Origin of the sequence: Streptomyces sp. SJL17-4, assembly GCF_036826855.1 — a bacterium.
GTDB lineage: Bacteria > Actinomycetota > Actinomycetes > Streptomycetales > Streptomycetaceae > Streptomyces.
The window spans coordinates 3,872,874-3,887,124 of record NZ_CP104578.1 but is presented as its reverse complement, the minus strand read 5'-3'; the positions used below and the strand labels follow the sequence as shown (position 1 = coordinate 3,887,124).

The 14,251-nt window shown below is 72.5% G+C and carries 13 protein-coding genes and 2 pseudogenes; 4 read left to right on the top strand and 11 right to left on the bottom strand.

Features of this window, described 5'->3' with window-relative positions; translation table 11 throughout:
- Positions 1 to 140 precede the first annotated feature (140 nt).
- The 6 genes from N5875_RS17235 to N5875_RS17210 all read right to left on the bottom strand — a co-directional run bounded on the left by N5875_RS17235 (position 141) and on the right by N5875_RS17210 (position 4,852).
- Positions 141 to 1,175: a helix-turn-helix domain-containing protein gene (locus N5875_RS17235; RefSeq protein ID WP_318212584.1), complete on the bottom strand. Its 1,035-nt coding sequence runs from the start codon at positions 1,173 to 1,175 to the stop codon at positions 141 to 143.
- 97 nt (positions 1,176 to 1,272) lie between these two features.
- A complete protein-coding gene (locus N5875_RS17230) occupies positions 1,273 to 1,713 on the bottom strand; it encodes a transcriptional repressor (protein WP_338494614.1) in 441 nt (146 codons plus the stop codon).
- A 132-nt stretch (positions 1,714 to 1,845) separates the two neighbouring features.
- Entirely contained in the window at positions 1,846 to 2,706 is an 861-nt protein-coding gene (locus tag N5875_RS17225; protein ID WP_318212582.1) for a methyltransferase domain-containing protein, read from the bottom strand.
- A 214-nt stretch (positions 2,707 to 2,920) separates the two neighbouring features.
- Positions 2,921 to 3,142, bottom strand: coding sequence for a GNAT family N-acetyltransferase (locus N5875_RS17220; protein WP_338494611.1), 222 nt, complete (start codon positions 3,140 to 3,142; stop codon positions 2,921 to 2,923).
- 403 nt (positions 3,143 to 3,545) lie between these two features.
- Positions 3,546 to 4,463 carry a M56 family metallopeptidase gene (locus N5875_RS17215; RefSeq protein ID WP_318212580.1) on the bottom strand — a complete coding sequence of 306 codons (918 nt, stop codon included), beginning with the start codon at positions 4,461 to 4,463 and terminating at the stop codon, positions 3,546 to 3,548.
- On the bottom strand, positions 4,460 to 4,852 hold the full coding sequence (locus N5875_RS17210; RefSeq protein WP_318212579.1) for a BlaI/MecI/CopY family transcriptional regulator: 393 nt from the start codon (positions 4,850 to 4,852) through the stop codon (positions 4,460 to 4,462). Before N5875_RS17210 ends, N5875_RS17215 begins: the two co-directional genes overlap by 4 nt.
- Before the next feature lie 93 nt (positions 4,853 to 4,945).
- Here N5875_RS17210 and N5875_RS17205 point away from each other — a divergent pair, with 93 nt between their 5' ends.
- Entirely contained in the window at positions 4,946 to 5,101 is a 156-nt protein-coding gene (locus tag N5875_RS17205; RefSeq protein ID WP_318212578.1) for a hypothetical protein, read from the top strand.
- A 54-nt stretch (positions 5,102 to 5,155) separates the two neighbouring features.
- Here N5875_RS17205 and N5875_RS17200 read toward each other — a convergent pair.
- The 3 genes and pseudogenes from N5875_RS17200 to N5875_RS17190 form a co-directional block, all read right to left on the bottom strand.
- Positions 5,156 to 5,454: pseudogene (locus N5875_RS17200) on the bottom strand (metal-sensitive transcriptional regulator).
- 64 nt (positions 5,455 to 5,518) lie between these two features.
- A pseudogene (locus N5875_RS17195) lies at positions 5,519 to 7,785 on the bottom strand (heavy metal translocating P-type ATPase).
- Positions 7,786 to 7,887: 102 nt separating this feature from the next.
- On the bottom strand, positions 7,888 to 8,172 hold the full coding sequence (locus tag N5875_RS17190) for a heavy-metal-associated domain-containing protein (RefSeq protein WP_318212576.1): 285 nt from the start codon (positions 8,170 to 8,172) through the stop codon (positions 7,888 to 7,890).
- Positions 8,173 to 8,368: 196 nt separating this feature from the next.
- On the opposite strand from N5875_RS17190, the gene N5875_RS17185 reads away from it, so the two are divergent.
- The 3 genes from N5875_RS17185 to N5875_RS17175 all read left to right on the top strand — a co-directional run bounded on the left by N5875_RS17185 (position 8,369) and on the right by N5875_RS17175 (position 11,283).
- The gene (locus tag N5875_RS17185; RefSeq protein ID WP_318212575.1) at positions 8,369 to 9,358 is read left to right on the top strand and encodes a hypothetical protein; all 990 of its coding nucleotides are present in this window, start codon (positions 8,369 to 8,371) and stop codon (positions 9,356 to 9,358) included.
- 52 nt (positions 9,359 to 9,410) lie between these two features.
- Complete coding sequence (locus tag N5875_RS17180) at positions 9,411 to 10,109, top strand: copper homeostasis protein CutC (protein ID WP_338494607.1); 699 nt, start codon at positions 9,411 to 9,413, stop codon at positions 10,107 to 10,109.
- Between the two features lie 259 nt (positions 10,110 to 10,368).
- Positions 10,369 to 11,283, top strand: a complete 915-nt coding sequence (locus tag N5875_RS17175) for an aminoglycoside phosphotransferase family protein (protein WP_318212573.1) — start codon at positions 10,369 to 10,371, stop codon at positions 11,281 to 11,283.
- Positions 11,284 to 11,332: 49 nt separating this feature from the next.
- Here the strand turns inward: N5875_RS17175 and N5875_RS17170 are convergent, their stop codons facing one another.
- Together N5875_RS17170 and N5875_RS17165 are read right to left on the bottom strand one after the other, a co-directional pair.
- A complete protein-coding gene (locus N5875_RS17170; RefSeq protein ID WP_318212572.1) occupies positions 11,333 to 11,905 on the bottom strand; it encodes a dihydrofolate reductase family protein in 573 nt (190 codons plus the stop codon).
- Positions 11,906 to 12,059: 154 nt separating this feature from the next.
- Positions 12,060 to 14,093, bottom strand: a complete 2,034-nt coding sequence (locus tag N5875_RS17165; protein ID WP_338494604.1) for an ATP-binding domain-containing protein — start codon at positions 14,091 to 14,093, stop codon at positions 12,060 to 12,062.
- Between the last annotated feature and the right edge of the window lie 158 nt (positions 14,094 to 14,251).

Genomic DNA, 14,251 nt, shown 5'->3' with positions numbered 1-14,251 from the left:
TGCCCGCTGCCCGCTGCCCGCTGCCCGCTGCCCGCTGCCCGCTGCCCGCTGCCCGCTGCCCCGCCCGCCCGTGCGTCCGTCCGTGCGTCCGCCCGTCCGCCCGTCCGCCCGTCCGCCCGTCCGTCCGTGCGTCCGTCGCGTTACGCCGTGTGCTCGTAGGGCTCGCCGTCGAGCAGACCGAGCCGGGCGGCCTGTACGCCCGCCTCGAAGCGGCTGGCCGCGCCCAGTTCCTGCATCACCTCGGAGATCAGCCGGCTGACCGTGCGCAGCGAGACACCCAGGCTCCGGGCCACCTGCTCGTCCTTGATGCCGGACGCGAGCATCCGGAGCGCGGCCCGCTGCTGCTCGGTCAGTCCGTCGCCGCCGTGCGGGGCCGGCTCCGCGTGGCCGTACGGGGTGGCCGCGTGCCAGCAGTACTCGTACAGGGCACGGTAGGAGCGGACCAGGCCCGGACCCCTGGCCAGGATCGCGGCGGACTCCGGATCCCGCGGGTCGGTGGGGAGCAGCGCGAAGTTCTCGTCGGCGAGGACCATGTTCATGGGGACGACGGGGGAGAGCCGCACCTCGACGCCGAGCGCGGACCGCTCCGCGAGGTGCTGCACCATCTCGGGAACCTGTCCGACCCGCTGGCTGTACATGGCCTGGACCCGCACGCCGCGCGCCACCCGGCCCCGGTCCCGGTCCAGCTCCAGGGCCATCTCCTCACGCCGCACCGATCCGGTGAGCATCGAATGGACCGATCCGCGCACCGTGTCTGTCAGGTCGGCCAGTTCGCGGCGGATGCGCGCGGGGTCGTCGACGATCTGCACCTCGACCTCGGAGCCGGTTTCCATCCCGGCCCGCAGGAACGGTCCGGCGAGCGTCTCCAGGGCGGTGTGGGCCCGGCTGGTCTCGGCGAGCCGGCTCTCCAGGCGGTCGCGCTCGTGCTGGAGGAGCCGCAGCAGGGCGATGTCCGGGGTGACGACGACGGGGGCGGGCTCGGGGGCCGGTTCCGTGCTCGGCTCGATCAGGCCGAGGTTCACCAACTCGGTGCGGCAGCGCTCGCGTTCGGCTTCGGTGAGGTCCAGTCGGTGTGCGACCGCGTCGAGGGGTTCGCCGGGACTGGTGCGAAGTTCCTGGTAGAGGGCGAGTGCCTGTTCGCTTGCCGTACGCGCTCCGGCGGCGTTCTTGGACACGGCGCAGCAGACTCCCCTCGGATCGCGCGGATCCTGTTGAAACGCCCCGCTAGACCCTGCCACACATTCGAACGCGCCGCACGGTGTTCGTGTGCTTTCAGTGTGAGGGGTGCGCTTCGCGGCAGTCGGGGCACAGGCCCTTGAAGACCACCTCGGCGTCGCTGACCGCCCATGCGGAGAGGCTGCCGCGCGGTGGCGCGGGCGCGGCGGCCGTCACGTTCTCCACCCGGCCGCAGTTCAGGCACAGCGCGTGCTGGTGCGCGGGACCGGAGATCTCGAAGACGGCGGGCAGGCCGGGCCGGTCGAACTTGCTGACCAGGCCCGTCTCCTGGAAGTGCCGCAGCATCTCGTACACGGCCTGGCTGGTCAGCGTGCCGAGCCGCTCGCGGGCGGTCGTGGTGATGGCCTCGACGTCGAGATGGCCGCCGGCGGCGAGCACCGTGAGCACCTCCAGGCGCGGGCCCGTGACCCGCAGCCCGACGTCGCGCAGGCGCTGGATCACCGCCTCGCGGCCCGTCAGCTCTTCCACGACTGCCATCTTCTCCGCCCGCCCGCCTGCCATCTGGTCGGCTCAAACTTTTGTGGGCATCGTACCTCTTGCTCGTCAACCTCGTCAGGACTCTTCGCGGGCCACCGTCAGCCGTCAGCCGTCCGGCCACTGTCGGCCCCGTCAGTCGTCCGTCCTGCACACGAGCAGGACGGACTCGGTCCGGTCGTCGATCCGGTGCCGCCGCCGGCCCTCGATGTGCAGGCCCGCGGAGTGCAGTTCCGCCGCGAGCCGCTCGGGGTCCACGATCCACTTGTCGGTGGTCAGGACGACCCGCTCCGTGGACAGCTTCCCGGTCCTGGCCGCGTAGTACGTGATCCGCTCGCTCATCGACGGCAGGTCGAAGACCTGCCGGGCCACCACCCACTCGTCGATGCCGTCGAAGCGGGGCACCTGGAACGCCCAGGTCCGCTGCGGCTCCGCGATGAGCCCCGGCAGCTGGTGCGCCGTGTAGTCCAGGGCGAGGGCGCCGCCCGTCTGCAGATGGGACGCCACCTCCCGCAGCAGCTCGGGCCGCCGCGCCGGGGGTACGGCGGTGACCATCGCGCCCGCGAGCAGCGCGAGCCGGTAGCTGCCTTCGAGGCGCAGCTCGGTGAGGTCCGTCCGGTGGGTGACGACGAGCCCGGCCACCTGCGGACCGATCCGGCGGGCCCAGCCGTCGAGGCGCGCCAGGGCCGAGGCGTCCCGGTCCACGGCTTCCACGGCGAAGCCGTGGCGGGCGAACGGGACGGCGAGCCGCCCGGCGCCGGAGCCGAGGTCCAGAACGGGTCCGCCGGTGGAGCGGGCGAGGCTGAGGTACCGGACGATGTCCGCGCTGTGCGGGCCGAGCAGGGCGTCGTGCAGCCAGACGGAGTTCTCGTCGGCGGGGGAGACGGATTCGAGTCCGGGCAGGGTGTCCGAGGTGACCCGGATGCCGGCCCCGGGGGCGGGCTCCGGCTCCCGGCCGTATCGGGACGGCAGGACCGGAGCGAACGCTGCGGGCACGACGGGCAGGGAAGTGCCGCTCGGTGTGTGCATCGCTCCTCCAGGGGCTCGCTCGGTCCATGCCGTCCGGACGAGGTACCCGTGCCGCCGGGGCCCGCGCCGCTGGACCCATCCTGACCTGGGGGAGGAACCCCGATCCACCGGATCGGGCTGCGTGAACACGCGATGGCGTGGATCTGCCACGCCCAGGAGCACGCCGGGAGTACGGCTGTCGCTACAGCGTTCTGCTCCAGCGTCGGGCGGAGAGGGCGGCGAAGCCCAGGTGGGTGTAGAAGGGCAGGGCCGGGTCCGCCTCCGCGGGGAGTTCCACCCGCTGGTCCAGGGCCCCGAAGGTCCGCATCCGGTCCGTGGCCGCCGCCAGCAGGGCCGTACCCACACCCCGGCGGCGGGATCCGGACTCCACGGCCAGGGCGTACACCTCGCCCTCGCCCGGCAAGGGGACACCGCCCGCGGCGACGCCGACGACCGTGCCCTCCGCGTCCGTCGCGACGAGCCAGCCGAGCCAACCGGGCGCGCCCCGGGAATTTCAATTTCCGCGCGTATGCGGGGAGTGCGCATTGCGCGGAGATCAGTCGCCGCATCGGGATTTCGTCCAGGATTCCCGTGTAGCTGCTCCGAATGGCGTCGGCGAGCAGCCTGGATATCGTCGTCGCATCGCCGGCCGCGGCCGTTCGAACGCCAGCCAGCTGCATCGGTTTTGTACCCTTCGACGTGCCGAGCCCGAGCCCCAACATACCCACAATAGCGGGGAATTCAGTTGTTCGTGACCGATGCGAAATCTACGAATTCGCTTAGTAAATAGCGCTGTTCGGCGGGTCGGTCGTGCTGAAGCGAGTAAATTATCCGGGGAAGGAACAGCAGGCGACGATCAACGGTGTCATCGCGAGACCCGCGGCCGCGATGGTCGTCAGACCGCGCAGGACGGGATGGCCGGCGCTGTGCGGAGTGAGGATGCGCCGCATCCGCAGTGCCGCCGACGGCCCGCCCGCCGCGAACGCCGACCGCGGCGCCCGCCCCGACGCGAGTGCGTACAGCGCCGTGGCCAGCGCGTCCCGCGTACATCGGCGCAACGCCCGGTCGTCCGCCGCCATTTCGAGCAGCAGCGGTACGGAGCCCACCCCGTGCCGGGCGAGTGGCAGGCGGGAGAACACGGCCGCGAAGGCCTCCGACGCGGCGACGAGGAGATGGTGCCGCCCCGCGATGTGGGCCCGCTCGTGCGCGAGCGCCGCCGCGAGCTGGGCGGGGGTGAGGGTGTCCACCGCGCCCGAGGAGACGACGACCCGGCGCGAGCGGCCCGGCAGGCAGTACACGGCGGGGCGCGCGTCGTCGAGGACGGTGGCCCGCAGCGCGGGGTCGTACCGTCCGACGAGCCGCAGCACCCCCGCGTGCCGCAGCCGCACCCGGCGGGCCCTCACCAGTCGGCGGGCGAACGCGGCGGCGGGCATCGAGAGCACCACCAGGGAGAGCGAGAAAGCGAGACGCTCCCGGCCGTCGAGGGCCAGGAGCTGTTCCACGGTGGGCAGTTGGAGGGCGAACATCATGTCCGCGAGGCGGTGGCTGCTGGCGCTCGACAGGACCAGCTGGGCCGGGAGCAGGGCGCTCGCGGCGGCGAAGGCGGTGCCGCACGCGGCCCACACGCCGAGGGCGAGCCGGGGCGCCTGCTGCGCCCAGCGCGCCCGGACGAGCAGCCAGGGGACGAGGAAGCCGGTGAGGACGAAGAGCCCGAGCGGGACGAGGACGTGATGGTTCACGTTCACGCGCCGCTCCCGCCGCCGAGGTGTGGATCGTGGTCGCCGCGGGCAGCGCGGAGGGCCGCGTCGAGGGCGTCCATGTCCTCGTCCGAGATGGCCTCGACGAACCGGAGGAGGGCGGCGGGGCGGTCCTGGCTGTCGCCGAGGGCGTCCCGCATCAGGCCGGCGGTGTACTCCTCGCGGCTGCGGACGGGCTCGTACAGCCAGGCGCGGCCGGCCTTCTCGCGACGGAGCCAGCCCTTGCGGTGCAGGATGTCCGCGACGGTCATGACGGTCGTGTAGGCGACCCGTCGGCCGCGGTTGATGTCGTCGACGATCTCGCGGACCGTGGCGGGCCGCTGCCAGGCCCACAGTCGGTCCATGATCTCGGCCTCCAGCTCTCCCAGCCGGCGCACGTGCATCCCCTCCCTATGGGCGGCTCATCGTACGGGCCGCTCCCCTCGCTCAGGTATACCCCCTAGGGGTACTCTGCCAGGATGTCGACCCTCATGAAGCTCCCTACGCGGAACCGCCCCTGCGTGAAGGTCTGCGACTCCGGTCCTCCCGGAACGGTGGAGTTGGTGCTCCTCCGGCAGCTGCTCGGCCTCTGTCTCCGGCTGAGCCTCACGCTGTCCGCCGACTGTCCCTCACGCAAGGGCGGTTGATTCCGCCTCGCTAATCCGTCATGTCGCTCGTCATGCCACTCGTCATGTCGCTCGTCACGTCCGGATCAGCCGGGCGATCGCCTTCGACGCCTCGCCCACCTTCACCTTCGCCTGGTCCCCGCCCTGCGCGATGGCCTCCGTCACGCAGCAGCTCAGATGCTCGTCGAGCAGGGCCACCGCGCAGGACTGGAGGGCCGCGTTGATCGCGGAGACCTGGGTGAGGACGTCGATGCAGTAGACGTCCTCGTCGACCATCCGCTGCACCCCCTGACCTGGCCCTCGATCCGGCGCAGGCGTCTGATGATGTCTTCCTTGTGCTGTCCGTAACCGGCCACGACGGGCTCCTCGGAGATTCGGCGGGGAAGGGTGGGTCCGCCGGCGGAATCACCGGCGGACCCGTCGATCAGTGGAATTCCGTCAGCGGTCGGCGGCCTGGAAGCCCCGCAGGCGGAGGCTGTTGCCGACCACGAAGACCGAGGAGAAGGCCATGGCCGCGCCCGCGATCATCGGGTTGAGCAGTCCGGCCGCGGCGAGCGGCAGGGCCGCCACGTTGTAGGCGAAGGCCCAGAAGAGGTTCGAGCGGATCGTGCCGAGCGTCTTTGGGAGAGGCGGATCGCGTCGGCCGCGGCCCGCAGGTCTCCCCGTACGAGGGTCAGGTCGCCGGCCTCGATGGCGGCGTCCGTGCCGGTGCCCATGGCCAGACCGAGGTCGGCCTGGGCGAGGGCGGCGGCGTCGTTCACGCCGTCGCCGACCATCGCGACCGAACGGCCCTCGGCCTGGAGCTTCTTGACGACGTCGACCTTGTCCTGCGGCATGACCTCCGCGATGACCTCGTCGATGCCGACCTCGGCGGCGACGGCCTCGGCGACCGCCTTGTTGTCACCGGTGAGCAGGATGGGGGTCAGGCCGAGCGCGCGGAGCCGCTTGATGGCCTCGGCGCTGGTCTCCTTCACCGCGTCGGCGACTTCGAGGACCGCGCGGGCCTCGCCGTCCCAGGCCACCGCGATCGCGGTCTTGCCGGCCTTCTCGGCGGTGTCCTTCGCGGACTTGAGGTCCGCGGGGAGCGCCATGGCCCACTCGTCGAGGAGCTTCTCGCGGCCGACGAGGACGGCGTGGCCGTCGACGATGCCCTGGACGCCGAGTCCGGGGATGTTGGCGAAGTCCTCGGGGGTCGGGAGGGTCCCCACCTTGGCGGCGGCGCCGGTGGCGACGGCCTGGGCGATCGGGTGCTCGGAGGAGTGCTCCAGGGCGCCGGCGAGGCGCAGGACGTCCTTCTCGTCGACGCCCTCGGCGGTGTGGACCTTGATGAGGGTCATCCGGCCGGTGGTGACGGTGCCGGTCTTGTCGAGGACGATCGTGTCGACCTTGCGGGTCGTCTCCAGGACCTCGGGTCCCTTGATGAGGATGCCGAGCTGCGCGCCGCGGCCGGTGCCGACCATGAGGGCGGTCGGGGTGGCCAGACCGAGGGCGCAGGGGCAGGCGATGATCAGGACGGCGACGGCGGCGGTGAAGGCCGCGGTCAGACCCTGTCCCGTGCCCAGCCAGAAGCCGAGGGTGCCGAGTGCGAGCGCGATGACGACGGGGACGAAGACGGCCGAGATCCGGTCGGCGAGCCGCTGGGCCGCGGCCTTGCCGTTCTGCGCGTCCTCGACGAGCTTCGCCATCCGGGCGAGCTGGGTGTCGGCGCCGACGCGGGTGGCCTCGACGACGAGCCGGCCGCCGGCGTTCAGGGTGGCGCCGGTGACGGAGTCGCCGACGGAGACCTCGACCGGGACGGACTCGCCGGTGAGCATGGAGGCGTCGACGGCGGAGGAGCCCTCGACGACGGTGCCGTCGGTGGCGATCTTCTCGCCGGGGCGGACCAGGAAGCGGTCGCCGACCTGGAGTTCGGCGGTGGGTACGGTGACCTCGCGGCCTCCGCGCAGGACGGTGACCTCCTTGGCGCCCAGCTGCATCAGCGCCTTGAGCGCGGCGCCCGCCTTGCGCTTCGAGCGGGCCTCGAAGTACCGGCCGGCGAGGATGAAGGCGGTGACGCCGGCCGCGGCCTCCAGGTAGATGTTCCCGGCGCCGTCGGTGCGGGCGATCGTGAACTCGAACGGGTGGGTCATCCCCGGCGTACCGGCGGTCCCGAAGAACAGCGCCCACAGGGACCACAGGAACGCGGCGATCGTGCCGACCGAGATCAGGGTGTCCATGGTGGCGGCGCCGTGCTTGGCGTTCGTCCAGGCGGCGCGGTGGAACGGCCAGGCGGCGTAGACGACGACCGGGGCGGCGAGCGTGAGGCTCAGCCACTGCCAGTACTCGATCTGGAGCGCCGGGACCATCGCCATGGCGATGACGGGCACGGCGAGGGTGACGGCGGTGACCAGCCGCTGCTTGAGGGGCCGCAGCTCCTCGTCGGCCTTCTCCTCGTCGGTGGGGCCGTCGGGGGCGCCGGGGGTCTCGGACCTCGGGGGCGCGGGCTCGGCGGCGGTGTAGCCGGTGGCCTCGACGGTGGCGATGAGGTCGGCGACGTCGATGTCGGCGTCGAAGGTGACCTTCGCCTTCTCGGTGGCGTAGTTGACGGTGGCCTCGACCCCGTCCATGCGGTTGAGCTTCTTCTCGATGCGGGCCGCACACGAGGCGCAGGTCATGCCGCCGATGGCGAGCTCGACCTGGGCGGTGCCCGGTGTCGTCGTAGTCATGACTGTTCCTGCTCCTCGTGAGTACGGGGGTGTCGGGGGCCGGGGCCCGGGCGTGGTGGGCGGGCCCCGGCGGCCGAGGACAGGCCCCGAGGGGGCTGTCGGTCAGGCGCGGCCGGTGAGCTCGTAGCCCGCGTCGTCGACCGCCGCGGTGATGGCCGCGTCGTCGGGCTCGCCGCCCGTGGTCACGGTGACGAGGCCGCCGGCGACGTCGACGTCGACGGAGATGACGCCGTCGAGCGCGCTGACGGACTTGGTGATCGCGGTCTTGCAGTGGCCGCAGGTCATGCCGGAGACGGCGTAGACCGTGACGGTGCTGTCGGCGACCGCGACGGCGGTGGTCTCCGTGGTGGTCGAGCAGCTGTTGTCGGGGGTGCAGCAGGAGCCCATGGCTTCTCCTCGGTCGGTTCCGGTCGGTTCCGGTGGGGCGAGATACCCTCGGGGGGTATCGGCTTCGGTTCCATGTATACCCCCTCCCGTATCTGACGCAAGCGGTTCCCTGACTTGACTTGATACCCCCCAGGGGTATGGTGAAGTGCATCGAACGGCTACGACGCCGCCACCACCCACGTACGGGAGAGCAGCCATGAACACCGGAGTGAAGATCACTGCCTATGCCGCCGCACTCGCCGCGACCTTCGGGGCCGCATACGGGGTGGGCGCGGGCGTCGGCCCCGTCGAGGAGCCCGAGAAGGCCGGGCACGGGGAGCACGCGGCCGCGCCCGCGCCCTCGAAGAGCGGGGCGGCCGACGGTCACGCCGGGCACGGCGAAGAAGCCCCCGCGAGCACCGCCGCCGCGAACACCCCCGGCGGCCTCCAGGTCTCCGAAGGCGGCTACACCCTGGCCATGGAGACCCCCGTCCCCGCCGCCGGCAAGAGTGTCCTGAAGTTCTCCATCAAGGACTCGGCCGGCAGGAAGGTCACCGCGTTCACCACCGAACACGGCAAGGAACTGCACTTCATCGTCGCCTCGCGCGACCTCAACACCTTCCGCCACCTGCACCCCGTGAAGGCGGCCGACGGCACCTGGTCGGTGACCGCGGACCTGCCCGCCGCCGGCGGCTACAAGGCCTTCGCCGACTTCAAGCCCGCCGCGCCCGGCGCCCGGGGCATCACGCTCGGCGTCGACCTCTCCGTACCGGGTGCGTACGCGCCGAAGCCGCTGCCCGCCGTCGCCCCGACCTCCACCGTCGACGGCTACCAGGTCCGCCTCGGCGGCACCCTGGACCCCGGCAAGGCGGGCGAGCTCCGGCTCACCGTCACCAAGGCCGGAAAGCCGGTCACCGACCTGGAGCCGTACCTCGGGGCGTACGGACACCTCGTCGCCCTGCGCGACGGCGACCTCGCCTACCTCCACGTGCACCCGAACGAGGGCGGCCCCGGCCCGGACGTCTCCTTCACGGCGACGGCGCCCAGCGCGGGCACGTACCGCCTGTTCCTCGACTTCCAGCACGAGGGCAAGGTGCGGACGGCGGCCTTCACGGTCACCGCGGGTGGCGCGTCGGCCGGGACGAAGGCGTCCGTCCCCGCAGCCGGTGAGGCCACGCACGATGCGGGAGGCCACTCGCACGGCTAGGCTGGTCATTGGACTAGACCTGTAGAGACGCATTCATGGAGGAATGGGCTCGATGAGCAACCGTGCAGTCCTTGAGGTGATCGCCCTCGACGAGGAAGACGCGGTCGCCGCCCAGACCGGTGGAGCCGACAGGCTCGAACTCGTCACCGACATGGCGGCGGACGGACTCACCCCGTCCCGGACCGGCTTCGCCGCCATCCGCGCCGCCGTCGACATCCCGCTGCGCGTGATGCTCCGCCTCACCGACGGCTTCTCGGCCGGCGGCCCCGAGGGCGTCGACGCCCTGGTGGCCCGGGCCCTGGAACTGCGCGAGGCGGGCGCGGACGAGTTCGTCCTCGGCTTCCTCACTCCCGACGGCGAGCCCGACCTGGTGGCCGTCGAGCGCCTCATCGCCGTCCTCGACGGCTGCCGCTGGACCTTCCACCGGGCGATCGACCGCGCCGCCGACCGCGACGGACTGCGCAAGCGCCTCGCCGACCTGCCCGGCCTCGACACCTATCTGACGGCCGGCGCCGCCACCGGCGTCGACGACGGACTGGCCACCCTCAAGGCCGAGGCCGCCCGCGCGGGCGAGCCCGGCTACGAGGCCCGGATCCTCGTCGGCGGCGGCCTCCGCCTCGACCACCTCCCCGAACTGCGCGCCGCGGGTCTCGACGCCTTCCACATCGGCGGCGCGGCCCGCCCCCAGGGCTGGGCGGCCCCGGTCTCGGCGGACGCGGTACGCGCGTGGCGCGAGGCGGTGGACGGGTAGATCCCGGCGGCCGTCCCCGGACGCGCCCGGCCCCGGCGGCCGTCCCCCGACGTGTGGGCCTCGGCGGCCGTCCCCGGAGACCTGTCAGGCTCCGGCGGCCGGCCCGACGCGTGGGCCCCGGCGGCCGGTTTTGGACGTACAGGCCCGGGTGGCCCCGGACCGTACCCCGCCCGGGGCGGCGGGTCGCGGGCGCGCGCCCCTACGAGGCCGTGTGAAAACGCGTCGCCCCGCTCGGCGGGCGCGAGCTAACCTCCCCGGCATGGCAGCCACCACGACCCCGACCACGCCGTCCGACGAGCCTGTCGTCGACACCGAACTCGTCGCACGGCTCGTCGCCGGGCGCTTTCCCGAGTGGGCCGGGCTCCCCGTCCGGGCCGTGCGGTCGGCCGGCACGGACAACGTCATGTTCCGGCTCGGCGACGACCTCGTCGTACGGCTGCCCCGCGTCCCGTACGCCGCGCACCACGTCGAGAAGGAACAGCGCTGGCTGCCCCTGCTCGCCCCGCACCTGCCGCTGGACGTCCCGGTCCCGGTGGGGCGCGCCGGGGCGAGCGCGGACTTCCCGTGGCCCTGGTCCGTCTACCGCTGGCTCGACGGCGACGACACGTACAACGTCCCGCTCACCGACCTCGCCCACGCGGCCGTCGAACTGGGCCGCTTCGGCGCCGCCCTGCGCGCCGTCGACGCGAGCGACGGACCCGCCTCCTTCCGGGGCGGCCACGTCACCACCTGGGAGGAAGGCCACCTGCCGGGCGTGATCCGCGACTTCGGCGCCGAGGGCCTGATCGACGCGGAACTGGCCACGGCCTCCTGGGAGGCCGTCCTGCGGCTCCCGCAGTGGGACGGCGCACCGGTCTGGGTCCACGGCGACCTGCTCCCGGGCAACCTGCTCGGCCGCGAGGGCCGCCTCAGCGCCGTCATCGACTTCGGCGGCGTCGGCACGGGCGACCCGGCCTGCGACACGATGCCCGCCTGGACGCTGTTCACCGCCGACACCCGCCCGCTCTTCCGCGAGGCGGCCCGCGTCGACGACGCGACCTGGGCGCGCGGACGCGGCTGGGCCCTGGCCTGGGGCCTGGTGACCGAGCACTACTACCGTGAGAAGAACCCGGTGCTCGCGGCGGTCGCCCGCCGCACCCGCACCGAGGCGCTCGCGGAGTACGCGACGCTGTAGGTCACCGCCTCACCGCCTCACCGCCTCACCGCCTCACCGCCTCACCGCCTCAGCGGACGACGTCGAACACGTTCTTCTGGATGCCGTTGGCGTACACCTCGTGCTCGACGAGCTTCAGCTTCTGCGCGTCCCTGTCCGCCTCGCTGAACAGCCGCTTGCCCGCGCCCAGCAGCAGCGGGAAGACGAGCAGGTTGTACCGGTCGATCAGACCGGCGTCCGAGAGCGCCCGGCCCAGCGAGGCGCTGCCGTGCATGATGATCGGGCGGCCCTCGGTCTCCTTCAGCGCGGCGACCTCGTCGATCGAGCGCAGGATCGTGATCTCGCCCCAGTTGTCGACCAGGTCGTCCTCGGTGAGGGTCGTGGACACGACGTACTTCGGCATCGCCTTGTAGCCGGCGAAGTCCTCCATGTCGGGCCAGACGGCGCTGAACGCCTCGTAGCTGGCCCGGCCGAGCAGCATCGCCCCGGCCTCACCCTGCTCCTGGCCCTTGAGCGCGTACGCCTCCGGAACGAACTCCACGTCCTTGAAGGTCCAGCCCGAGTTCCGGTAGCCGGGCTCGCCGCCGGGCGCCTCCACGACGCCGTCGAGCGAGACGAAGGCGGTACTGATCAAGGTGCGCATCTGGAGTCTCCCGTGAGGTTCATGACGGCCGCTCAGCACCGGCGCTCAGCAGCGGATACAACCTATAGACCGGCGCTCCCGAAGAAACTCATCGGTCGACGGCCGAGGCGCCCGCGTGTCGCCCCGCGCCGCCTCGCCTCACACCCGCCTCGCCTCACACCCGCACGGGCTCCAACTGCTCCGGAAGCGGCGCGGAGTGAAGGATCGTCAGCCCGGACACGGCACGGGTCAGCGCCACGTACAGCCGCCGCAGACCGGTCCGCTCGTCCGGCTCGCCGTCGACGACGGCCGCGGGCTCGTCCAGGACCACGTAGTCGTACTCCAGGCCCTTCGCGAGCGAGGCAGGGACCAGCGTCAGCCGCGACTCGGCCGTCGTCTCCTCGCCGGGGGAGAGGTACGCGAGACCGGCGGCCGTCAGCGCCTCCGCGAGCGGGGCGATCCGCGCGTCGGCGGCGATGAGCCCGATGGAGCCCTCGTGGGCCAGCGCCTCGACACAGGCCGCGACGACGTCCTGGTCGAGCGCGTCCGTGCGCCGTACGTCCAGCGAACCCGGATTCTCACGCACCGACTCCACCGCCGCGAGCCCCGGCGACATGTGGGGCAGGAGCCGGGAGGCGTACGCGATGACCTCACGCGGCACACGGAAACCGGCGGTCAGCTCCTCCACCACCGCCTCCGGCTTCCCCAGGTGCCCGAGCGCCTCCGCCCAGCTCGCCGTCGCCCACGGGGTCGTACCCTGCGCGAGGTCGCCCAGGATGGTCGCCGAACCGGTCGTGCAGCGCCGGCCCACCGCCCGGTACTGCATCGGGGACAGGTCCTGCGCCTCGTCGAGGACGACATGGCCGAGCGAATGCGTCCGCTCCACCAGGTCCCGCGCCTCGTCGATGAGGACCGCGTCCGCCGCCGACCACTTCGCCGTCCTGACGCTCCGGGCGGGCTTCGTCCAGAGCAGCAGCTTCTGCTCGTCCTCGGTGAACAGCCCCTCGGCGTGCTCCGCAAGGAACTCCGGGTCACCGAGCAGCCGGAGCACCAGCTTCGCGGGCTCCACCAGCGGCCAGCACTCCTTCACGACGGCCTTCACGGCCGTGTTGCGCGCGACGGCGTTCTGCACCCGGTCGTCGGGCGCCTCGCCGGCCTCCTCCATCCGCACCAGGACGGCGTGCGCGATGCGCTGCGGAAGCGCCTCGCGGGCGGCCCCGTACCGGATGTCGCGGTCCATCAACTCCCGGACGATCTCCTCCAGTTCGTACGCGGGCACCCGCCAGCGACGTGACCCGCGCACCACCATGAGGGACTCCGTGGGCAGCGCGATGTGCGAACGCACCGCCCGCCGCAGCAGCTCCGCCATCCGGGCGTCGCCCTTGACGACGGCGGTGGCGGCCTCGTCCGTGCCCCGCACCTCGACCTGCCCGCCGACGAGGTCGTCGACGGTGGCCTGCTTTACCTCCAACTCGCCGAGAGCGGGAAGGACTTGCTCGATGTAGTGCAGGAAGGACCGGTTGGGCCCGATCACGAGCGTGCCGGTCCGGGCGAGCCGCTCCCGGTGCGCGTACAGCAGATAGGCGACACGGTGCAGACCGACGGCGGTCTTACCGGTCCCGGGCCCTCCCTGCACGCACACGGTCCCGGAGAGCTCGGACCGGACGATCCCGTCCTGCTCGGGCTGGATCGTGGCGACGATGTCCCGCATGGGGCCGACACGGGGCCGCTCGATCTCCGCCTGAAGCAGCCGGCTGGTCTGCTCCAGCTCCGCCGGGTCGGAGAGGTGCTCGTCCTCGTACGCGGTGAGCTCGCCGCCCGTGTAGCCGAAGCGCCGGCGCAGCCCGACGTCCTGCGGGTCCTTCTTCGACGCCTGGTAGTACGGCTGCGAGACCGGCGCGCGCCAGTCGATCACCATCGGGTCGCCGTCGGCGTCGTGCACGTGCCGCCGCCCGATATAGAAGCGCTGCCCCTCCTGCGTGGTGTGCAGATAGTCGAGCCGCCCGAAGAACAGCGGGGTGTGGGACAGGTCCGCGAGCGCCTTGATCCGGTCCTCGATCTGCCGCCCGAGGACCAGCGAGTTCACCCAGTTCGCGGTGACGTCCTTGATGTCGAGCGCCTCCACGTCCTCGCGCATCGCGCGCAGGGCGGCGCGGGAGGAGGTCAGATGGGCACGCTCGCGCGCGAGGGGATCGTCGGACACGGGCACGGCGGAGCCTCCGGGGAGAAGTACGCGGACACGTCGAGGTGGCCGCCGGTTACCGACCGGGCGGCGGCTCTCCACGGAGGGAGGCGGGGAAGCTGGCGAGTGTAACTCCAGGGCGGGGGCCAAGGCGAACGGTTTTCCCCGGGATCCACCCCGTAGGG